Source organism: Streptomyces sp. NPDC054866 (assembly GCF_053610745.1).
The window spans coordinates 73,701-94,479 of record NZ_JBSGZA010000005.1 but is presented as its reverse complement, the minus strand read 5'-3'; the positions used below and the strand labels follow the sequence as shown (position 1 = coordinate 94,479).

21 protein-coding genes are annotated in these 20,779 nt (G+C 69.3%); 13 read left to right on the top strand and 8 right to left on the bottom strand.

Features of this window, described 5'->3' with window-relative positions; all coding sequences use genetic code 11:
• Positions 1-19: 19 nt before the first annotated feature.
• Positions 20-1,477, top strand: a complete 1,458-nt coding sequence (locus ACWGI2_RS25315) for an aldehyde dehydrogenase family protein (RefSeq protein WP_453397051.1) — start codon at positions 20-22, stop codon at positions 1,475-1,477.
• Between the two features lie 166 nt (positions 1,478-1,643).
• On the top strand, positions 1,644-2,189 hold the full coding sequence (locus tag ACWGI2_RS25310; RefSeq protein ID WP_453697813.1) for a DinB family protein: 546 nt from the start codon (positions 1,644-1,646) through the stop codon (positions 2,187-2,189).
• Here ACWGI2_RS25310 and ACWGI2_RS25305 read toward each other — a convergent pair.
• Complete coding sequence (locus ACWGI2_RS25305; protein ID WP_453697812.1) at positions 2,186-2,791, bottom strand: bleomycin resistance protein; 606 nt, start codon at positions 2,789-2,791, stop codon at positions 2,186-2,188. The genes ACWGI2_RS25310 and ACWGI2_RS25305 overlap by 4 nt on opposite strands.
• Positions 2,792-2,834: 43 nt before the next feature.
• Between ACWGI2_RS25305 and ACWGI2_RS25300 the strand changes: the two genes are divergently transcribed.
• The 3 genes from ACWGI2_RS25300 (at position 2,835) to ACWGI2_RS25290 (ending at position 5,388) form a co-directional block, all read left to right on the top strand.
• On the top strand, positions 2,835-3,476 hold the full coding sequence (locus tag ACWGI2_RS25300; protein ID WP_453697810.1) for a PadR family transcriptional regulator: 642 nt from the start codon (positions 2,835-2,837) through the stop codon (positions 3,474-3,476).
• A gap of 122 nt (positions 3,477-3,598) precedes the next feature.
• Positions 3,599-4,564, top strand: a complete 966-nt coding sequence (locus ACWGI2_RS25295; RefSeq protein ID WP_453697808.1) for an ATP-binding cassette domain-containing protein — start codon at positions 3,599-3,601, stop codon at positions 4,562-4,564.
• 5 nt (positions 4,565-4,569) lie between these two features.
• Complete coding sequence (locus ACWGI2_RS25290) at positions 4,570-5,388, top strand: ABC transporter permease (protein ID WP_453698287.1); 819 nt, start codon at positions 4,570-4,572, stop codon at positions 5,386-5,388.
• 15 nt (positions 5,389-5,403) lie between these two features.
• On the opposite strand, the gene ACWGI2_RS25285 is transcribed toward ACWGI2_RS25290, so the two are convergent.
• Complete coding sequence (locus ACWGI2_RS25285) at positions 5,404-6,834, bottom strand: glutamate decarboxylase (RefSeq protein WP_453397056.1); 1,431 nt, start codon at positions 6,832-6,834, stop codon at positions 5,404-5,406.
• A 140-nt stretch (positions 6,835-6,974) separates the two neighbouring features.
• Here ACWGI2_RS25285 and ACWGI2_RS25280 point away from each other — a divergent pair, with 140 nt between their 5' ends.
• On the top strand, positions 6,975-7,733 hold the full coding sequence (locus ACWGI2_RS25280) for a MerR family transcriptional regulator (RefSeq protein WP_453697806.1): 759 nt from the start codon (positions 6,975-6,977) through the stop codon (positions 7,731-7,733).
• Between the two features lie 75 nt (positions 7,734-7,808).
• Here the strand turns inward: ACWGI2_RS25280 and ACWGI2_RS25275 are convergent, their stop codons facing one another.
• Complete coding sequence (locus ACWGI2_RS25275; protein WP_453397058.1) at positions 7,809-8,177, bottom strand: YbjQ family protein; 369 nt, start codon at positions 8,175-8,177, stop codon at positions 7,809-7,811.
• Positions 8,178-8,315: 138 nt separating this feature from the next.
• On the opposite strand from ACWGI2_RS25275, the gene ACWGI2_RS25270 reads away from it, so the two are divergent.
• A complete protein-coding gene (locus ACWGI2_RS25270; RefSeq protein ID WP_453697804.1) occupies positions 8,316-9,008 on the top strand; it encodes a DedA family protein in 693 nt (230 codons plus the stop codon).
• Positions 9,009-9,032: 24 nt separating this feature from the next.
• On the opposite strand, the gene ACWGI2_RS25265 is transcribed toward ACWGI2_RS25270, so the two are convergent.
• Together ACWGI2_RS25265 and ACWGI2_RS25260 are read right to left on the bottom strand one after the other, a co-directional pair.
• Entirely contained in the window at positions 9,033-10,709 is a 1,677-nt protein-coding gene (locus tag ACWGI2_RS25265) for a threonine/serine ThrE exporter family protein (RefSeq protein ID WP_453397059.1), read from the bottom strand.
• Positions 10,710-10,838: 129 nt separating this feature from the next.
• A complete protein-coding gene (locus ACWGI2_RS25260) occupies positions 10,839-11,327 on the bottom strand; it encodes an inorganic diphosphatase (protein ID WP_135330561.1) in 489 nt (162 codons plus the stop codon).
• Positions 11,328-11,412: 85 nt separating this feature from the next.
• Here ACWGI2_RS25260 and dacB point away from each other — a divergent pair, with 85 nt between their 5' ends.
• The 6 genes from dacB to folE all read left to right on the top strand — a co-directional run bounded on the left by dacB (position 11,413) and on the right by folE (position 19,139).
• A complete protein-coding gene (gene dacB, locus ACWGI2_RS25255) occupies positions 11,413-12,993 on the top strand; it encodes a D-alanyl-D-alanine carboxypeptidase/D-alanyl-D-alanine endopeptidase (RefSeq protein WP_453697803.1) in 1,581 nt (526 codons plus the stop codon).
• Positions 12,994-13,090: 97 nt separating this feature from the next.
• Positions 13,091-14,212: a zinc-dependent metalloprotease gene (locus ACWGI2_RS25250; RefSeq protein ID WP_160506386.1), complete on the top strand. Its 1,122-nt coding sequence runs from the start codon at positions 13,091-13,093 to the stop codon at positions 14,210-14,212.
• A gap of 236 nt (positions 14,213-14,448) precedes the next feature.
• The gene (tilS, locus tag ACWGI2_RS25245; protein ID WP_453397062.1) at positions 14,449-15,561 is read left to right on the top strand and encodes a tRNA lysidine(34) synthetase TilS; all 1,113 of its coding nucleotides are present in this window, start codon (positions 14,449-14,451) and stop codon (positions 15,559-15,561) included.
• Between the two features lie 51 nt (positions 15,562-15,612).
• Positions 15,613-16,173, top strand: coding sequence for a hypoxanthine phosphoribosyltransferase (gene hpt / locus ACWGI2_RS25240; RefSeq protein WP_135330538.1), 561 nt, complete (start codon positions 15,613-15,615; stop codon positions 16,171-16,173).
• 203 nt (positions 16,174-16,376) lie between these two features.
• On the top strand, positions 16,377-18,413 hold the full coding sequence (ftsH, locus tag ACWGI2_RS25235; RefSeq protein WP_453397063.1) for an ATP-dependent zinc metalloprotease FtsH: 2,037 nt from the start codon (positions 16,377-16,379) through the stop codon (positions 18,411-18,413).
• Between the two features lie 120 nt (positions 18,414-18,533).
• Entirely contained in the window at positions 18,534-19,139 is a 606-nt protein-coding gene (folE, locus tag ACWGI2_RS25230; RefSeq protein WP_397716204.1) for a GTP cyclohydrolase I FolE, read from the top strand.
• A gap of 100 nt (positions 19,140-19,239) precedes the next feature.
• Here folE and ACWGI2_RS25225 read toward each other — a convergent pair whose 3' ends face one another.
• From ACWGI2_RS25225 to folB, 3 genes are all read right to left on the bottom strand, one after another.
• Positions 19,240-19,728 carry a DUF3180 domain-containing protein gene (locus ACWGI2_RS25225; RefSeq protein ID WP_453697801.1) on the bottom strand — a complete coding sequence of 163 codons (489 nt, stop codon included), beginning with the start codon at positions 19,726-19,728 and terminating at the stop codon, positions 19,240-19,242.
• 72 nt (positions 19,729-19,800) lie between these two features.
• Positions 19,801-20,412, bottom strand: a complete 612-nt coding sequence (folK, locus tag ACWGI2_RS25220; RefSeq protein ID WP_453697799.1) for a 2-amino-4-hydroxy-6-hydroxymethyldihydropteridine diphosphokinase — start codon at positions 20,410-20,412, stop codon at positions 19,801-19,803.
• Positions 20,409-20,768 carry a dihydroneopterin aldolase gene (gene folB, locus ACWGI2_RS25215; RefSeq protein WP_160506392.1) on the bottom strand — a complete coding sequence of 120 codons (360 nt, stop codon included), beginning with the start codon at positions 20,766-20,768 and terminating at the stop codon, positions 20,409-20,411. The genes folK and folB overlap by 4 nt, the downstream gene beginning before the upstream one ends.
• Positions 20,769-20,779: the final 11 nt, after the last annotated feature.

Here is a 20,779-nt window from a genome sequence, read left to right as displayed (position 1 = left end):
CCTTGCGGCAAGGGGTCTCATGTCCTTCTTCACTGACCTGGCTCACCAGTACATCGACGGTGAGTGGAAGGCCGGCTCCGGCTCCTGGGACATCATCGACTTCAATCCGTACAACGGGGAGAAGCTGGCGTCGATCACCGTGGCGACGGCCGACGAGGTGGACCAGGCCTACCGAGCGGCCGAACGCGCGCAGCGGGACTGGGGCACGACCAGCCCCTACGTCCGGCGCGGGGTCTTCGAGCGTGCTCTGCGCATCATCGAGGACCGTGAGGAAGAGATATCCGAGGCGATCGTCGCCGAGCTGGGCGGAACCCGGCTCAAGGCCGCCTTCGAGATCCACCTCACCAAGGAGTTCCTGCGCGAGGCCGTGCACGTCGCGCTTCAGCCCGAGGGCCGCATCCTGCCGTCGCCCGGCGAGGGCAAGGAGAACCGCGTCTACCGTGAGCCGGTCGGCGTGGTCGGGGTCATCAGCCCCTTCAACTTCCCGCTGCTGCTGTCCCTGAAGACGGTCGCCCCGGCGCTCGCCCTCGGCAACGCGGTGGTGCTCAAGCCGCATCAGAACACTCCGGTGATGGGCGGCAGCTTCCTCGCGAGGCTGTTCGAGGACGCGGGCCTGCCGGCCGGCGTCCTGAACGTGGTCATCACCGACATAGCCGAGATCGGTGACGCGTTCATCGAGCACCCGGTGCCGAGTGTCATCTCCTTCACCGGTTCGGACCGCGTGGGCCGCCACGTCGGCACGGTCTGCGCCGCGAACTTCAAGCGGTCGATCCTGGAGCTCGGCGGCAACAGCGCCCTGGTCGTCCTGGACGACGCGGACATCGACTACGCCGTGGACGCGGCGGTCTTCAGCCGCTTCGTGCACCAGGGCCAGGTCTGCATGGCGGCCAACCGCATCCTCGTGGACCGGTCGCTGCAAACGGAGTTCACCGACAAGTTCGTCGCCAAGGTCGCGTCCCTGAACGTCGGCGACCCGGCGGACCCGGCGACCCACATCGGCCCGCTGATCAACTCCTCGCAGGCGGACGCGGTGACCAAGACCGTCGACCAGACGGTGGCAGCGGGCGCGAAGGTCCTCCTGCACGGCCGCGCCGACGGCAATCTGGTGGCCCCCTCCGTCCTGACGGACCTGCCGGCCGACTCCCCGGCCCTCCAGCAGGAGATCTTCGGACCGGTGGCGCTGCTCGTGCCCTTCGACGGCGAGGAAGAGGCCGTACGCATCGCCAACGACACCCCTTACGGGCTCAGCGGCGCCGTCCACACGGCCGACGTCGAGCGCGGCGTGCGGTTCGCGCGGCGGATCAACAGCGGCATGTTCCACGTGAACGACGGCACCGTGCACGACGAGCCGATCGTGCCCTTCGGCGGCGAGAAGCACTCGGGTCTCGGTCGTCTGAACGGCGAGTCGACGGTGGACGCGTTCACGACGCAGAAGTGGATCTCGGTGCAGCACGGACGCTCCCAGTTCCCCTTCTGAGCGCCCTTTGGGGTCCTCTCGCGTACGTCACGTCGTGAACTCCCGGACACTCCCGGACCTCTGCGGACCCTTGCGGACAGAACCTGACCGCAAGGGTCCGTAACGTCAGTGGTGTCGGAAAGCCCGGCAGGCTCCACAGCTCCACAGGCTCCGAGAGGCGGACCCCATGGTCACCCACGTCAACGCAGAGGCCCCCGGCGACGAGCGCGGCGCGCTGCTCGCCTTCCTCGACGCCGAGCGCGGCGGCATCCGGAGGGCCCTGATCGGCCTGACCGACGAGCAGGCCGCGACGAAGCCGAGCGCCAGCGAGCTCTCGCTCTCCGGGCTGCTCAAGCACGTCGCGGAGGTCGAGGAGGGCTGGATCTCGCGGGCGAAGGGCGTCGCCCCCGCGGTCGAACGCACCGAGGCGAACTGGGACGAGTGCTTCCGCCTGATCGAGGGCGAGACGGTCGAGTCGGCGCTCGCGTACTGGCGCCAAGTCGCCGACCGCACCGAGGAGTTCATCCGCTCCCTGCCCACACTCGACGAGACCTTCGCGCTCCCCGATCAGCCGTGGTTCCCGAAGGAGGACGTGTCGATGCGGTGGGTGCTGCTCCGCCTGATCACCGAGATGTCCCGGCACGCGGGCCACGCCGACATCATCCGCGAGACCCTCGACGGCAGGACGGCGTTCGAGCTGGTGGCCCTGGAGCGCGGCGAGAGCTGGAGCTAGCCGGGCTCGGGCCCCTCGCCGAGGTGCGCGGCCATCTCCGCCCGCAGCGCGTGGAGCTCCTGGAGCTGCTGCGGGGTGGGGGTGCCGTCGGCGGCGAGCGCGTGGTCGATGATGCGGACCGCCGCCGCGTGGTCCTCCTTGGACGCGCCCAGGAGCGTTGCCTGGTGCAGGGCGCGCGCGTACCTCTCCTTCGGCACCGGGGCGTGCTCGAAGGAGTCGGCGATGGGCTGCCCGATGCGGACGCAGTTGCCCGCCGGGTCCGTCATCAGGAACTGCCGTACGCCGTAGCTCATGTCCTTCACGGACCCGATCCGGGGCAGGCCGCGGGTCGGTATCCGTCCGAGGGCCTGCTTGAGCCCGGTACGGAAGGCCTCGTGGAGGGCGTCGACGCGGTCGGTCAGGACGTAGCAGGTGCTGTAGGAGGCCTGCGGGTCGTAGCCCTTCAGTTGGAAGAACTGCAGCTCCATGTCGCCGCGCCGGACCACGGCGAACGGATTGGGCGCCTTCTGGCGGAAGGTCACCTCGAAACCGATGGCCTGGTAGAAGTCGAGCGTCTCGTCGAGCTGATGGCAGGGGAGCAGGGGGATCATTGTCTCGGCCATACCCGCTACTCTAATCAAAATTGATTAGAAGGAGGTGTCTTTGATGTCGGCGATCCGACTTCTTGTCCTCGGCGCCGTCCGGCAGCACGGGCGGGCCCACGGCTATCAGGTGCGCAACGACCTGGAGTACTGGGGCGCCCACGAGTGGTCCAACGCCAAGCCCGGCTCGATCTACCACGCGCTGAAGCAGATGGCCAAGCAGGGCCTGCTGCTCGCGCACGAGGTCGCCCCGTCCACCGCGGGCGGCCCGCCGCGCACGGAGTACGAGGTGACGGAGGCGGGCACCGAGGAGTACCTGAACCTGCTGCGGGCCAACCTGGTCTCGTACGACCAGCGGACCGACATGCTCTCGGCGGCCCTCGGCTTCATCGTCGACCTGCCCCGCGGCGAGGCGGTCGATCTGCTGAAGCAGCGGGTGCGGGGCATCGAGGAGTGGCGCAGATCCGTCACCGAGTACTACATCCCCGAGGACGGCCCGGAGCAGCTCGGGCACATCGGCGAGATCATGAACCTCTGGGTCCACACGGCCGACGGGGGTGTGGAGTGGACGCGCGGCCTGATCCAGCGGATCGAGGGCGGTGCGTACACGTTCGCGGGGGAGGGCGAGCCGTTCGTCGGCGTCCTCGCCGAGGGTGAGGAGAACCCGTTCGGGACCGGGGAGCCGCACGCGGGGGACGAGCTCTGATCAAGTTTGACTGGAGCAGCTCTGATCAAGTTTGACTAATCCTCGGTTCGGGGATACCTTCCTTCGCGTTGGGCTCGTAGTCAAGTTTGACTACGAGGATGCGGGAGCTCGGAGGGAGACGGATGACGGACGCGATCGTCGTCGAGGGCGCACGGAAGCGGTACGGGGAGAAGCGGGCGCTCGACGGCCTTGACCTGACGGTCGGGCGCGGCACGGTGCACGGTGTGCTCGGCCCGAACGGCGCGGGCAAGACCACGGCGGTGCGGGTGCTCGCCACGCTGCTGCGGGCGGACGAGGGCCGCGTGGAAGTGGCCGGGTACGACGTGCGACGGCAGCCGGACGAGGTGCGCAGGCGCATCGGTCTGCTCGGTCAGCACGCGGCGCTCGACGAGGAGTTGAGCGGCCGGCAGAACCTGGACATGTTCGGGAGGCTCCATCACCTGGGCGCACGGCACGCGCGCGTGCGGGCCGATGAGCTCCTGGAGCGGTTCGGGCTCGGGGATACGGGACGCAAGGCGGTCAAGCAGTACAGCGGCGGCATGCGGCGCCGCCTGGACCTCGCGGCCTCGCTCATCACGGAGCCCGAGGTGCTGTTCCTGGACGAGCCGACGACCGGGCTCGACCCCCGGGGCCGTACGGAGGTCTGGGAGTCGGTGCGCTCGCTGGTCGACGGAGGCACCACGGTCCTGCTCACCACGCAGTACCTCGAAGAGGCCGACCAGCTCGCCCACCGCATCTCGGTGATCGACCGGGGCCGGGTCATCGCGGACGGCACGGCGGACGAGCTGAAGTCGAAGACGGGCGGTGACCGGATCGACGTGGTGGTGCGGGACGCGGCCCAACTGGAGCTCGCGGGAAGGCTTCTGCCCGGCGACGCCACCCTGGACGCGGACCGCCGCCTCGCCAGCGCGCCCGTGGCCGACCGCATGGAGGCGCTCACCGGGGTCGTACAGGCCCTGCGCGACGCCGGTGTCGAGGCCGAGGACATCGCGGTGCGCAGGCCGACCCTGGACGAGGTGTTCCTGCGCCTGACGGGCCCCGCGGAGGACCAGGAACGTACGCAGGAACATGCGAAGGAGGCCGTGTGAGCACGATGACGATCAGCCGTACACCGGCGGCGGGTGGCACGCCTGCCAAGTGGGCCGCGATCGACTCCTGGACCATGACGCGGCGCGAACTGGCCCACTGGGCACGGCAGCCCGTGCAGGTCCTCGTCGGCCTGGTCTTCCCGGTGATGCTTCTGCTGATGTTCAACTACCTGATCGGCGGCGGAAAGGGCATCGCGGGCGACTACGCCGAGTTCCTGGTCCCCGGCATGTTCGCGCTGACCATGGCCTTCGGCCTGGACGCCACGATGGTCGCCGTCACCCAGGACCTCAACAAGGGCGTGATCGACCGCTTCCGGTCCATGCCGATGACCAACGGCGCGGTCCTTGTGGGTCGTTCGGTCGCGGACATGCTCCAGTCGCTCGCCTCGCTGCTCGTCATGATCGGCGTCGGTCTCGCGATCGGCTGGCGCTGGCACGGCTCGTTCGGTGCGGCGCTCGGCGCGGTGGGCCTGCTGCTCCTGCTGCGGTTCGCGATGCTGTGGATCGGCATCCACCTGGCGATGGTCGCGGGCAAGCCGGAGCTGGTCATGGCCGTGCAGATCCTCGTCTGGCCGGTCGGCTTCCTCTCCAACGCCTTCACGGTCCCGCAGAACATGCCGGGCTGGCTCGGCGCGACGGTCGAGTGGAACCCGATGTCGGCGACGGCGACGGCGGTGCGTGACCTGTTCGGCAACGACCCCGGGGTGGTGGGCACTTCATGGGCCGCCGAGCACGCGGGGCTGCTTGCCGTGGTGTGGCCCGTGGTGCTCGTGGGGGTGTTCATGCCGCTGGCGGTGCGGAGGTTCGGGGGGCTCAGCAAGTAGCTCCCCGTAGGCCTCTCAGTGGTGGAACCCCGTGGCCGCGTCCCTGTCCCGGGTGAAGGGGTGCGGCTGGCGCCGCAGTTCGGGCACCAGGCTGCTCAGATCCGCCAGGAAGAGCTCCGCGAGGTCGGCCGTGAAGCCGTTGCGGCAGACCACGCGGAGGACCGCCAGATCCTCGCGGTGGGCCGGGAAGGTGTACGCGGGGACCAGCCAGCCGCGCTCGCGAAGGCGCCGGGACACGTCGAAGACGTCGTACGCCTTCACGTCGTCCCGCGTCGTGAAGGCGAACACCGGCAGCTGGTCCCCGCGGGTGATCAGCCGGAAGTCGCCCAGCGCCTCGATGCGGTCCGCGAGGCCGCGGGCGACGTCCCTGGCCGCCTGCTGGACCGCACGGAAGCCTTCGCGGCCAAGGCGCAGGAACGTGTAGTACTGCGCGGCGACCTGCGCGCCGGGACGGGAGAAGTTCAGCGCGAACGTCGGCATGTCACCGCCGAGGTAGTTCACCCGGAAGACCAGTTCCTCCGGCAGCGCGTCCGCGTTCCGCCACAGCGCCCAGCCGACACCCGGATAGACCAGGCCGTACTTGTGGCCCGACGTGTTGATCGAGGCGACCCTCGGCAGCCGGAAGTCCCACTCCAGGTCCTCGTCGACGAAGGGCGCCACCATCGCGCCGGACGCGCCGTCGACGTGCACGGGGATGTCGAGCCCCGTGCGCTCCTGGAGGTCGTCGAGGGCCGCGCAGAGCTCGGCCACCGGCTCGTACGACCCGTCGAAGGTGGAGCCGAGCACCGCCACGACACCGATCGTGTTCTCGTCGCAGAGCTCGGCGGCGGCCACCGGGTCGAGGTGGAACCGGTCGCCCTCCATGGGGACTTGCCGCGCCTCGACCTCCCAGAAGTTGCAGAACTTGTCCCAGCAGACCTGGACATTGACGCCCATGACGAGGTTCGGGCGTGCGGTGGGCGACGGATAGCGGTCGCGGTTCCGCTCGTCCTTGGCCCAGCGGCGCTTGAGTGCCATCCCGGCGAGCATGCACGCCTCGCTCGACCCCGTCGTCGAGCAGCCGACCGCGCCCGACGGGTCCGGCGCGTGCCACAGGTCGGCGAGCATGGCCACGCAGCGCCGCTCCAGCTCGGCGGTGTGCGGGTACTCGTCCTTGTCGATCATGTTCTTGTCCCGGCACTCCGTCATGAGGACGCCGGCCTGCGGCTCCATCCACGTCGTGACGAAGGTGGCGAGGTTGAGCCGTGAGTTGCCGTCCAGCATCAGCTCGTCGTGCACCAGCTGGTACGCCGTCGTGGGCGGCAGCGGCCCGTCGGGAAGGCGGTGCTTGGGCGGGGCCTCGGTCATGCCGCTGACCGGGTTGGCCTCTCCGTAGAAGGGGTTCACCGCGAGGGTGCGTCGCTCCTTGGAGCCGCCGTTCGGGTCCTCGCTGCGGTGGAGCGGCATGGGCGGTCTCCTTTTGTCCCTGTACGGGGCTTTCATGCCCTCTGCTGGTGAGGATATGGGCGGCTGCCGGGGACTGCACTTGCACCTCACGTGACGTGAGGACCCAGGCTGAGGTGCGTACCGAGAGAGAGGCGGAAGCCATGAGCTACTCCGTGGGACAGGTCGCCGGTTTCGCCGGGGTGACGGTGCGCACGCTGCACCACTACGACGAGATCGGCCTGCTCGTGCCCAGCGAGCGCAGCCACGCGGGCCACCGGCGCTACAGCGACGCCGACCTGGACCGGCTGCAGCAGATCCTGTTCTACCGGGAGCTCGGCTTCCCCCTCGACGAGGTGGCGGCCCTCTTGGACGACCCGGAGACAGACCTACGGGTGCACCTGCGCCGTCAGCACGAACTGCTGACCGCCCGGATCACCAAGCTCCAGGAGATGGCCGCCGCCGTCGAGACTGCCATGGAGGCGAAGAAGATGGGCATCAACCTCACGCCCGAGGAGAAGTTCGAGGTCTTCGGGGACCACGACCCCGACCAGTACGCGGACGAGGTCGAGCGCCGCTGGGGCGAAACCGACGCCTACAAGGAATCGCAGCGCAAGGCCGCCTCGTACACCAAGGAGGACTGGCAGCGGATCAACGACGAGTTCGCCGCGGTGCACGCACGCATGGGCGACCTGCTTGCCCAGGGCCTGCCCGCGGACTCGGCGGAGGCGATGGACGTCGCGGAGGAACACCGCCGTTCCATCACGCGCTTCCACTACACCTGCCCGCACGAGCTCCACACCTGCCTCGGCGAGATGTACGTGGCGGACGAGCGGTTCACGGCCACCTACGAGGCGATCCGGCCGGGGCTCGCGGTCTATATGCGGGACGCGATCGTGGCGAACGCGGCGCGGAACGGCTGAGCAGGGGCCGGGGCTCGGCTCGGGGCCCGGTGGGGAACGGTAAGGGGCACCCGCCCGTGGCGGGTGCCCCTTACGTCACTGCTCCTGGACGATCACGACCGCCGTGCCGTACGCGCACACCTCAGTGCCCACGTCCGCGGCCTCGGTGACGTCGAAGCGCATCATCAGGACCGCGTTGCCGCCACGCGCGCGTGCCTGCTCGATGAGGCGCTCCATCGCTTGGTTACGGGTCTCCACCAGCGTTTTCGTGAGGCCCTTCAGCTCGCCGCCGATCATGGACTTGAGGCCCGCGCCGATCTGGCTGCCCAAGTGCCGGGAGCGAACGGTGAGGCCGAAGACCTCACCGATAACCTGTTGTACGCGGTAGCCCGGTACGTCGTTCGTCGTCACGACCAGTACGTCGGAGTGCGGGTCGGTGCCACCGCCGAAGTCTTCGATACCCATGGCACACAGCTTTGCCCCAGAACACGCACAGTGCACCCTGGGGAGAACAGTGGAACCTGGGCACGACACCCCGCGTTGGTAGCTTTGGGCGGCCATCCCCCCGCCGCATCGCCCTCTCACCCACAGGAGCCCCGAACCGTGACGACGCTTGCGCTCGGACCAAGCTGGCTGGATCCGAATTACCTCCTGAACACGTTCGGGGTCTGGGGTCTGCTCGCGATCGTCTTCGCCGAGTCGGGCCTGCTCATCGGCTTCTTCCTGCCGGGTGACTCGCTGCTGTTCACGACGGGCCTGCTGATCACGACGAAGCAGCTCGACTTCCCGCTCTGGCTCTGTGTCGTCCTCATCTGCATCGCCGCGATCCTCGGCGACCAGGCGGGCTACCTCTTCGGCAAGAAGGTCGGCCCCGCGCTCTTCAACCGCCCGGACTCCAAGCTGTTCAAGCAGGAGAACGTGGTCAAGGCGCACGAGTTCTTCGAGAAGTACGGCCCGAAGTCCCTGGTCCTGGCCCGCTTCGTGCCCATCGTGCGGACGTTCACGCCGATCATCGCGGGCGTCAGCGGCATGCGGTACCGCTCGTTCATCACGTTCAACATCATCGGCGGCATCCTCTGGGGCGCCGGCGTGACGATGCTCGGCGCGTGGCTCGGCAACGTCGACTTCGTGCACAAGAACATCGAGGCGATCCTCATCCTGATCGTCCTGATCTCGGTGGTGCCGATCGCGGTCGAGTTCCTGCGGGCGCGCAGCAAGTCCAAGAAGGCGGCCGCGGCCGAGGGCGACGCCCCCGGGGCGGCCCCGGCGGCACGCGGGCGGCACGCGAAGCGGTAGGACGGATGCCGGTGGGGCCCGGGGTCAGAAGCCTCGGGTCCGCTTGGCCGCGCGGCGGTTCGCCGCCGTCGTAGCGCCCGGGATCTTGAGGATCATCCGCGAGACCTCGCTTCCCAGGTTCACGCCGATCGCGATGGCAAGGGCCGTCGCCGCCGCCTTGGTGAGCGAGTTGATGCCCGTGTTCATGTCGTTCTGGGCCAGGGCGAGCAGACCGAAGTACGTGGCGCTACCGGGCAGCAGCGGGCCGATCGCCGCGGTGACGTACGGCAGTGAAGAAGCGAAGCGGTAGCGCGAGAAGAGCTGGCCGAACAGGCCCACGAGCCCGGCCGCGACCGCCGTCGCCGCGACCGGCGAGAGCGCGATCGACGTCTGGGCGAGTGCCCCGTACATGACCCAGGCGATACCGCCGTTCAGGGTCACGATGAGAACGGTGTGACGTTCCTGCTGGAGCAGTATCGCGAAGGCGAGGCTCAGCGCCATCGACGCCAGGATCTGGATCACCGGACGTGCGTCGGTCGTCGCCGCGAACGCCGTCTCCGGCTGCAGGCTCGTCGCGTCGAGCATCACGCCGAGCGACAGCACGAGCAGCACGCCGCAGACGATGCCCACGACGAGATAGCAGACCTCCAGGAGGCGCGCCGCCGCCGTGATGTAGTAGCCGGTCAGACCGTCCTGGACGCCCGCCACCAGGGCTCTTCCGGGGATCAGCGCGAAGAGACCACCGGTGATCACCGCGGAGGCGTTGACCTCCTGGGAGTGCACGAGGCTGAGCGTGACGCCCATCGCGGCGGGCGGCATCGCGGCCCCCACGAACTGGTAGAACTCCGGAAGGCCGCGGCCCGCGCACAGCCAGGCGAGTCGGTCGCCGAGCATCGCGCCGAACGCCGCGACCAGGAAGACCAGGGCGCCACCGCCGACGAGCACGGACGCCGAGCCCGCGAGCAGCCCGCTGGCCGCCGTGAGCGCCCAGCCGGGGTAGGGGTGGCGGTTACGGCGGATCGCCGCCAGACGGCGGTAGGCCTCCTCCAGGGTGATGTCGGTGTCCGTGTCGCTGATGTCGTCCACCAGCTGGAAGACGGCCGCCAGACGGGTGTAGTCGGTGCCCCGGCGGCGCACCGTCCTGGAGGCCGTGACGGGGTCTTCCACCAAGGACGGCTGGTGCGAGATGGAGAGCAGCGTGAACGTGACGGTCGGCTCACAGCGGTCCAGGCCGTAACTGCGGCAGACGGCGAACATCGCCGCCTCCACGTCCTCGGCGCCCTCGCCGCCCGCGAGCAGCAGCTCGCCGATACGCAGCGTCAGGTCGAGCACGCGCGGCACGGCGGGGCCGGTCTCGTCCTCGTGCCTCTGGGTGGCTTCCGGAGTGGGCCGTTCGGCGACCGGCATGCGCAGCATGGTGCGCATCTGGTCCTGCCAGGGCGTCTCCTTGGTGAGCTTCACCAGGGGTATGCCGTGCGGGGGAGTGAACGCGGGCGGCGCGTTGCGGGAGCTGTAGGTGTGCGGCGTGGTGAACGCCGACTTCTCGGTCTCCTGCGTGGTCGACGAGGGATTCGCCAGGCCGTTCGGGATCGCGAACTCGGAAGTCGTCTGCGATTCGTCCTCGGGTGCCGGTGGCTGCGCCATCACGCCGGTGGGCTGAACGAACGCACTCCGGGCCTCATCCGACTGTGGTTTGCGGTCTTCGGCCTCCTGGTCAGCCACTTTCACTGCCTCGCTCCCACATACGTACCTTGTGCACCTCCAGTACGAACAGTATGCGCACAGATACGCGAACGGGCCGCGTGGTCTCCGTGAAGATCACGCGGCCCGTCAGGGTCGGGGCAGGGGCACTCAGTGACCCTGGGCCTCCGCACGCTTGTACGACTTCTCGATCTCGGCCTCGGCGTCCGCGCGGCCGACCCAGTCGGCGCCCTCGACGGACTTGCCGGGCTCCAGGTCCTTGTAGACCTCGAAGAAGTGCTGGATCTCCAGGCGGTCGAACTCGGAGACGTGGTGAATGTCGCGCAGGTGCTCGACGCGCGGGTCCGACGCCGGGACGCAGAGCAGCTTGTCGTCGCCGCCCGCCTCGTCGGTCATCCGGAACATGCCGATCGCGCGGCACTTGATGAGGCAGCCCGGGAAGGTCGGCTCGTCCAGGATGACGAGAGCGTCCAGCGGGTCACCGTCCTCGCCGAGGGTGTTCTCGACGAAGCCGTAGTCCGCGGGGTAGCTGGTCGACGTGAAGAGGCGACGGTCCAAGCGGATCCGGCCGGTCTCGTGGTCCACCTCGTACTTGTTCCGCGAACCCTTCGGAATCTCGATGGTGACGTCGAACTCCACGGGTGGCTCCTCCATGATCAGCACATACTTCGGGTGGTTAAGTGTCCCTCACGCAGATGTGTGATCGCGAAAGGGGCTGGTCGTCGTGCCCGAGCTCAAGCCTTGGCAGCAGACCCGGCAGCAAGTCGGGAAGCTGCTGCGGCAGCTTCCCAAGCCTCCGGCTCCCAAGATCCCTGCCGCTCTCAAGGCTCCTGCGAAACTCAAGACCTTGCAGCTCACGGCGGGTGCCGCCACCCTCGGACTCGCGATCGCGGCCGGCGCGGTGGCCGTGGCAGGACCCTGGGACTCCTCCGGTCAGCGTACGGCCGAGCGGGACTGGGCGGCTTCCCAGGAGGCCGGGGGTGGTACAGATCACGGCGGTCGTACGTCCGGACGGGCGCCCGCGGCCGCCCCGAGCGCCCCCTCCGTGCTCAGGGGGCTCGGAGTGCCCGCGGGATCCGCGCACGGCGGCTCCGCGCCCGCCCCGGACGGCAAGGCGCTCGCGGGCGTCCTCGATCCGCTCCTGAAGGCCAAGGCGCTCGGCCCCGAGCGCTCGGCGGTCGTCATCGACGCGGGCACCGGGCGGCGGGTGTACGGCAAGGGCGGCGGCGACGCACTCACGCCCGCGTCCACCACGAAGATCGCCACGGCGGTCGCCGCGCTGACCTCGGCGGGAGCGGATCACCGCATCACCACGAAGACGGTCATCGAGCCGGACTCGAAGGAGGTCATCCTCGTCGGAGGCGGCGACCCCACGCTCACGGCCCGCAAGGACGGTCCGTACTCGGGGAGCGCCGCGAGCCTGCGCGAACTGGCGGAGGACACGGCGCGCGCCCTGAAGGACCGCGGCACCGACAAGGTGACCCTGACGTACGACACCTCGCTCTACTCGGGCGAGCCTCAGCACCCCATCGGGCCGAACGAGAACCTCACCCTGGTCAGCGCCCTGATGGCCGACGAGGGCCGGCTCGACGACTCCTCCAGCGGTCCCGCCCCGCGCTCGGGCGACCCGGCCGGTGACGCGGCGAAGAAGTTCGCGGGCCTCCTGGAGAAGGAGGGCATCGACACCGGAACGGGCGCCAAGGAGAAGAAGGACCCGGGCCCCTCCAAGGCCTCCGACCGCGCCGAGTCCCTCGCCAAGGTCGAGTCCCCGCCGCTGTCGGCGCTCGTCGAGCGGATGCTGACGCACAGCGACAACGACATCGCCGAGGCGCTGGCCCGCCAGACGGCGCTCGCCGCCAAGGAACCGGTGAGCTTCGACGGCGCGGGCAGGGCCATCGAAGCCCAGCTGAAGAAGTCCCAACTCCCCTTGTCCGGGGCGAAGTTCGCGGACGGCAGCGGCCTGGACCGCGCGGACCGCAGCTCGGCCGAGCTGCTCGCCGCGCTCCTGGCCCGCGCCGCCGACCCCGCCCACCCGGAACTGCGCTCCGTGGTGACGGGCCTCCCGGTGGCGGGCTTCACGGGCACGCTGGTCGACCGCTACCCCAAGGACTCCCCGGGCACCGGAGTCGTACGCGCCAAGACCGGCACCCTGACGGGCGTGAACACCCTCGCGGGCACGGTCGTGGACGCGGAGGGCCGCCTCCTGGTCTTCGCTTTCATGACCACAGGCACGACGGACCCCAAGGCGGCACAGTCGGCACTGGACGAGATGGCGTCGGCGGTGGCGAAGTGCGGGTGCCGCTGAGTCTCACTTCGCCTCGTTGACCCCTACGGGCTCGGAGTGGGGCAATCTCGGGGGTCAACCACCTCCGCAGGAGGGGCCGAGCACGTACCGTTGACGCATGACGAGCATCGGTGGTGCGGAGATGGTCGACTGGAATCTCGCGGTGGCGACCGCGACCCGGCTCGTGCGGCCGGGTCCAGAAGTGAGCCGGGACGAGGCGCGGGCCATCGTCGCCGAGCTCCGTAAGCATGCGAAGTCCTCGGAGGAGCACGTCCGTTCCTTCACCCGGATGGGCACGGAGGACATTCACGACACTCCGGTGCTCGTCGTCGACCGGGCCGGATGGATCCGGGCGAACGTCGCCGGGTTCCGGGAGATCCTCAAGCCCCTCCTGGACAAGATGCAGGACCGGCGCTCCGGCGGCCCCGGCGGTGCCGTCCTCGGCGCGGTCGGCGGCAAGGTCACCGGCGTGGAGCTGGGGATGCTGCTCTCCTTCCTCGCCTCGCGCGTCCTCGGGCAGTACGAGACCTTCGCCCCCGCCACCCGCGACCTCCCCGCGGGCGAGCACGGCGGCGGCAGGCTCCTCCTGGTGGCTCCGAACATCGTGCACGTCGAGCGCGAACTCGACGTGGACCCCCATGACTTCAGGCTCTGGGTGTGCCTGCACGAGGAGACGCACCGCACCCAGTTCTCGGCCGTGCCCTGGCTGCGGGACCACCTGGAGGGGGAGATCCAGTCATTCCTCTCCGAGACCGAAGTCGACCCGATGACGGTCCTCGAGCGCATCAGGGAAGCCGCCCAGTCCCTCGCCGGCGGCCGCCCCGAGGGCGAGGAGGACGACGGGGGCCGCTCCATCGTGGAGCTGGTCCAGACCCCCGCCCAGCGCGAGATCCTCGCCCGGCTCACGGCGGTCATGTCGCTCCTGGAGGGCCACGCGGACTTCGTGATGGACGGAGTCGGGCCCGACGTGGTGCCCTCCGTCGGCGAGATCCGGGAGAAGTTCCAGCAGCGCAGGGCGCGCGGGGCGAGCCGCCTTGACCAGGCCCTGCGCAAGCTGCTCGGCCTCGACGCGAAATTGCGCCAATACCGGGACGGCGAGCGTTTCGTGCGCGCGGTCGTCGGCGAGGTCGGAATGGACGGCTTCAACCGGGTGTGGACTTCGCCGAACACGCTGCCCACCAAGTCGGAGATCGCCAAACCGGCGGACTGGGTCGCGCGGGTGCACCGTAAGGGAGAGTGAGGGCAGTAAGGGAGCGAGTTGCGGCCGATGGCAGGCGAACGCCCCCGCAATCACCCGTCCGAGGGACCGTGAGCCATGGGTAGGCGTGCAATGCTCGGGGAACGGCTCGGCTCTGTCACCATCGACACACTCTGAGTGACTAACCTCGTGGGATCTGTCTGAGGCCCGATCTCCCGAGTGTGGTCCTGAGTGACAGGTCCGAGGCTCACCCCCGAACTTCATGAAGGGAACCGGACATGGGTCCCCATCCTGCGGTCGCGGCGATACGCCTGGCGGTCCGCCGCGTACTCCACGACGTACTGACCGACGTACAGCGCACCGACGACGCCCCGCGCGCCGCCCTACAGCGCCCCGACGCACAGCGCAGCCCCGAGCACGTCCCCGCACGTTCCGCTCACCCCCACCCTCCACACGAGCAGGCCACGTCGCCGCTCGTGCTTGTCGCCTGCTCCGGCGGCGCCGACTCCATGGCGCTCGCCTCCGCTCTCGCCTTCGAGGCCCCCAAGCTCGGCATCCGCGCCGGCGGCGTCACCGTCGACCACGGACTGCAGGACGGGTCCGCTCTGCGCGCGGCCGAGGTCGTCTCGCGGCTCACCGCACTCGGCCTCGACCCGATCGAGTCCGTCGCCGTCGACGTCGGCCGGGACGGCGGCCCCGAGGCCGCGGCCCGCGACGCGAGGTACGGCGCGCTCGACGCCGTCGCGGACCGCCACGGCGCCGCCGCGATCCTGCTCGGCCACACCCGCGACGACCAGGCGGAGACCGTCCTGCTCGGTCTCGCCCGCGGCTCCGGCATCCGCTCCCTGTCCGGGATGGCGGCCGTGTCCGGCGGCCCGGGGGCCGACCGCCGCTACCGCCGTCCCTTCCTGCACATCGACCGGCAGACCGCCCGCAAGGCTTGCATGGTCCAGTCGCTGCCCGTCTGGGACGACCCGCACAACACCGACCCCGCCTACACCCGCTCCCGCCTGCGGCACGAAGGCCTGCCCGCCCTGGAGAAGGCGCTCGGCAAGGGCGTCGTGGAAGCACTCGCCCGTACGGCCCAGTTGTCCCGGGACGACGCCGACGCCCTGGACCACTGGGCCGCACAGGCGGAAGCTTCCGTACGCGACGCGGCGGGACTCCTGGAGTGCGCCAAGCTCTACGCCCTGCCGCCCGCCGTGCGCCGCCGCATCGTGCGCCGCGCCGCCATCGAGGCGGGCGCCCCGGCCGGTGCGCTGTTCGCCCGGCATCTCGAAGAGGTCGACCGGCTGATCACGGGCTGGCGCGGCCAGGGAGCCATCAATCTCCCGGGCAAAGTCGTCGCCCAGCGCCAGGGTGGCAGACTGGTGATCCGGCAAGGCTGTTGACCGAGGGGCTTTTGGGCCTCACGCAGCCGGTGTGACGGACGACCGAAAGTGATGCGGGTGGACGCGAAAGACATGGGCACCGACCTTCAGTCGGTGCTCATCACCAAGGAAGAGATCGACGCGAAGCTGGCTGAGCTGGCCGCGAAGATCGACGCGGAGTACGCGGGCAAGGACCTGCTGATCGTCGGTGTGCTCAAGGGCGCGGTGATGGTCATGGCGGACCTGGCGCGTGCGCTGTCCACCCCGCTCACCATGGACTGGATGGCCGTGTCGTCGTACGGCGCGGGCACCCAGTCCTCCGGCGTGGTGCGGATCCTCAAGGACCTGGACACCGACATCAAGGGCAAGCACGTCCTGATCGTCGAGGACATCATCGACTCCGGTCTGACGCTGTCCTGGCTGCTCTCCAACCTCGGCTCGCGCGAGCCCGCGTCGCTGAAGGTGTGCACGCTCCTTCGCAAGCCCGAGGCGGCCAAGGTCGCGATCGACGTGGAGTGGGTCGGCTTCGACATCCCGAACGAGTTCGTCATCGGGTACGGCCTGGACTACGCGGAGAAGTACCGCAACCTGCCGTTCGTCGGCACCCTCGCCCCGCACGTGTACGGCGGCTGATCACCGGCCGGCCCGGCCCCTCACGGCCAACTCGGCGGAGGCGGCCGGGAACCCTCACCCGTTTCCCGGCGTTGAAGCATGCGAAGACGGGTTTGTCAGCCGTCCCGTGCGGCTTCGGGTGACAATGCTGGGGTACCGTCCGAAGAACAGTCTTTATCAAACTCACTATGGCAGGAGGGACGGGGCGTCATCGCTCCGTATGGATGGACGTGAAGCGATACTTCCGTGGGCCAGTCATGTGGATCGTGCTGGCCGTCCTTGCCGTGGTCGTGTTGATGCAGGTCGTCGGTTCGTCCGGCGGCTACAAGACGGTGGACACCGGCCAGGTTGTGCAGGCGATCAACGACAACAAGGTCGAGTCCGCCAAGATCACCACCGGTGACGAGCAGACCATCAAGGTCGAGCTCAAGGATGGCCAGAAGGTCAAGGACAGCAGCAAGATCCAGGCGAGCTACATCGGCGACCAAGGTGTCGCCCTCGCCAAGACCTTGCAGGACAAGTACCAGGACAAGCAGATCCCGGACGGTTACACCGTCTCGCCGTCGAAGCAGAACCCGTTCGTCGGCATCCTGCTTTCCCTGCTCCCCTTCGTACTCATCGTCGTTGTCTTCCTGTTCCTGATGAATCAGATGCAGGGCGGCGGCTCCCGGGTCATGCAGTTCGGGAAGTCCAAGGCCAAGCTGATCACCAAGGACACCCCGAAGACGACGTTCTCCGATGTGGCCGGGTCGGACGAGGCAGTCGAGGAGCTCCACGAGATCAAGGAGTTCCTCCAGGAGCCTGCGAAGTTCCAGGCCGTCGGAGCCAAGATCCCCAAGGGCGTGCTCCTGTACGGGCCGCCCGGCACGGGTAAGACGCTCCTCGCGCGCGCTGTCGCGGGTGAGGCCGGCGTCCCCTTCTACTCGATCTCCGGTTCCGACTTCGTCGAGATGTTCGTCGGTGTCGGTGCCTCGCGTGTGCGTGACCTCTTCGAGCAGGCCAAGGCGAACGCCCCGGCGATCGTCTTCGTCGACGAGATCGACGCCGTCGGCCGGCACCGCGGTGCCGGTATGGGCGGCGGTCACGACGAGCGCGAGCAGACGCTGAACCAGCTGCTCGTCGAGATGGACGGCTTCGACGTGAAGGGCGGCGTCATCCTGATCGCCGCCACGAACCGCCCCGACATCCTCGACCCGGCGCTCCTGCGTCCCGGCCGTTTCGACCGTCAGATCGCGGTCGACCGTCCGGACATGCTGGGCCGTCTGGAGATCCTCAAGGTTCACCAGAAGGGCAAGCCGGTCGCCCCGGACGTCGACCTGGGCGCGGTGGCGCGGCGTACGCCGGGCTTCACCGGTGCCGACCTGTCGAACGTGCTGAACGAAGCGGCGCTCCTGACGGCGCGCGGCGACAAGAAGCTGATCGACAACCACTCGCTCGACGAGGCGATCGACCGCGTCGTGGCCGGTCCGCAGAAGCGGACGCGGATCATGTCCGACAAGGAAAAGAAGATCACCGCGTATCACGAGGGCGGTCACGCCCTGGTCGCGGCGGCGTCTCCGAACTCGGACCCGGTCCACAAGATCACGATCCTGTCGCGCGGCCGGGCCCTCGGTTACACGATGGTCCTGCCGGACGAGGACAAGTACTCGACCACGCGCAACGAAATGCTTGACCAGCTCGCGTACATGCTGGGCGGGCGCGCGGCCGAGGAGCTCGTCTTCCACGACCCGACGACGGGCGCGGCGAACGACATCGAGAAGGCCACCGCGACCGCACGGGCCATGGTCACGCAGTACGGCATGACCGAGCGGCTCGGCGCGATCAAGTTCGGTGGCGACAACACCGAGCCGTTCCTCGGCCGCGAGATGGGTCACCCGCGTGACTACTCCGAAGAGGTCGCCGCGCTGGTCGACGAAGAGGTCAAGAAGCTCATCGAGACCGCGCACAACGAAGCCTGGGAGATCCTCGTCGAGAACCGCGACGTTCTCGACAACCTCGTTCTGCAGCTCCTCGAGAAGGAGACGCTGAACAAGGAGCAGATCGCCGAGGTCTTCGCCGGCATCGTGAAGCGCCCGGCTCGCCCGGCGTGGACCGGTTCCTCGCGTCGCACGCCCTCGACCCGCCCGCCGGTGCTCTCCCCCCGGGAGCTGTCACTGACGAACGGTGCGAACGGCGCCACGCCCGCGGTCACCGCGGGCGCGACGGAGGCCCCGCCCGCGACCGGCATCGAGGTGGCCCCGGAGGACCGCCCCGAGAGCTGACCCCGAGCGCCTCAGCAGGCCCGGAATGGAAGCTGCGCCCCCCTGGTTCTAGCCTGGGGGGCGCAGTTTTTTCGTACGCACTGACGCATTGGTGCGTGGAACGCTAGGAACGAGGCACAGATGACCGACCCCGTGACGCTGGACGGCGAGGGCACGATCGGCGTTTTCGACGAGAAGCGCGCCGAGAACGCCGTGCGCGAGCTGCTGATCGCGGTCGGGGAGGACCCGGACCGCGAGGGCCTGCGGGAGACTCCCGGGCGCGTGGCACGGGCGTACAAGGAGATATTCGGCGGTCTGTGGCTCAAGGCCGAGGATGTCCTGACGACGACGTTCGATCTCGGCCACGACGAGATGGTCCTGGTGAAGGACATCGAGGTGCAGAGCTCATGTGAGCACCATCTGGTGCCGTTCCACGGCGTCGCACACGTCGGCTACATCCCGTCGTCCGACGGCAAGATCACCGGCCTGTCCAAGCTCGCCCGTCTCGTGGACGTGTACGCGCGCCGTCCGCAGGTGCAGGAGCGGCTGACCACGCAGATCGCCGACTCGCTGATGGAGATCCTTGAGCCGCGCGGCGTCATCGTGGTCGTCGAGTGCGAGCACATGTGCATGACCATGCGTGGGGTGCGCAAGCCGGGCGCCAAGACGATCACGTCGGCGGTGCGCGGACAGCTCCGTGACCCCGCGACGCGCAACGAGGCGATGAGCCTGATCATGGCGCGCTAGGCGCTTCGCTGGAATCGCGGTGTACAGATCTGCGGGCCGGTGGGGGCTTGTCGCGCAGTTCCCCGCGCCCCTTACGGGGCTGCGCAGCCGGGTCCGAGCCCTATGCGGCCGGGGCGGCCGTTCCGCCGTTCTCGTCGTCGTCCTCCGGGAGGCGGCAGACCCGCTCCAGGAAGAAGGCGGCCGCTATCACCGCGATGCCCGCCACGAGGGAGAGGCCTGCGTAGATCGCCTGGTCGCGGCGGGACGGGACGTCCAGGTACTCCAGGAGGAAGGCGCCCGTGCCGCCGTACATTCCGGCGACCAGGGCGGCGACCAGGGCGCTCGCCTGGCCGAAGACGACCGCGCGCGCGGCCATCATCGGCTCGACACCCTTGGCTCCGGGGCGGCGCTCGCGCTGTGCGCGCAGCCGGGCGCGCAGTGAGAGCGCCGTGGCCAGCAGCACCGCGGCGATCACCGCGAGCACGATGGGCGCGGCCAGCGGGACCCGCGGGAGTGTGCCCACGGAGTCCCACAGCCGGGCGCCGGCCCAGGACAGCACGCCGGCCACCAGGAAGAGGCCGGCCAGTGTCCTGATGCGCAGCTGCTTCACGGATGACCCTTCATCGCTTCATCGTCGTACGGATCCGCTTCTCGATCGTGCGGGTCCGATAGACCCTAACGATTACTCGGGCAGGCGGAGTTCCAGGTCGACACGGGGTGTGACGCCTTCGCGGGTGACCTTGGCGAGCAGGTCGGCGACCGGGCCGCGGCCCGCGAGCTGTGCCTCGGGCTCCACGTCGTACCAAGGGGCGAGGACGAAGGCACGTTCGTGCGCGCGCGGGTGGGGGAGCGTGAGGACGGGGTCGTCCGAGACGACGTCCGCGTACGCCACGATGTCGACGTCGATCGTGCGCGCGGCCCAGCGCTCGTCCCGAACGCGGTGGAAGGCTTCCTCGATCGCGTGGGCCCGCTCGAGGAGCGAGGAGGGCGGCAGCGTCGTCTTCACCACGACGACCGCGTTGAAGTACGACGGCTGGCTGCCGGGCTCGACGCCCCAGGGCTCCGTCTCGTACACGGGAGAGACGGCCTTGACGCGCAGGCCGGGGGTGTCCTCCAGGGCGTCGATCGCGCCCTGCAGCGTCTCCAGGCGGTTGCCGAGATTGCTGCCGAGGGAGATCACGGCGCGTTTGGGGTTGGAGAGGGTGGTGTCGGCGGCGTCGACCTGCTCGACCACGGCGGTGGGCACCGGCTGGACGGTCGGGTCGCTCTGCCCTTGCGTGGAAAACGCGGTCATACTCGGCTCCGGGTGATGGTGACGGTCACATCGTCGAAGGGGACGGTGATCGGCGCGTCCGGTTTGTGGACGCACACCTCGACCTCCAGGACTCCCTCGTGCTTCAGACACGTCTGGGCGATGCGCTCGGCGAGGGTCTCGATGAGGTCCACCGGATCGCCTTCGACGGCGGCCACGACCTCCTCGGCCACGACGCCGTAGTGCACGGTCTTCGCCAGGTCGTCGTCGGCGGCGGCCGCACGGGTGTCCAGGCCAAGGACCAGGTCCACGATGAAGGTCTGGCCCTCTTCGCGTTCCCGCGGAAAGACACCGTGGTGCCCGCGGGCCTTGAGGCCGCGCAGCGCGACACGATCCACGCGAATCACTC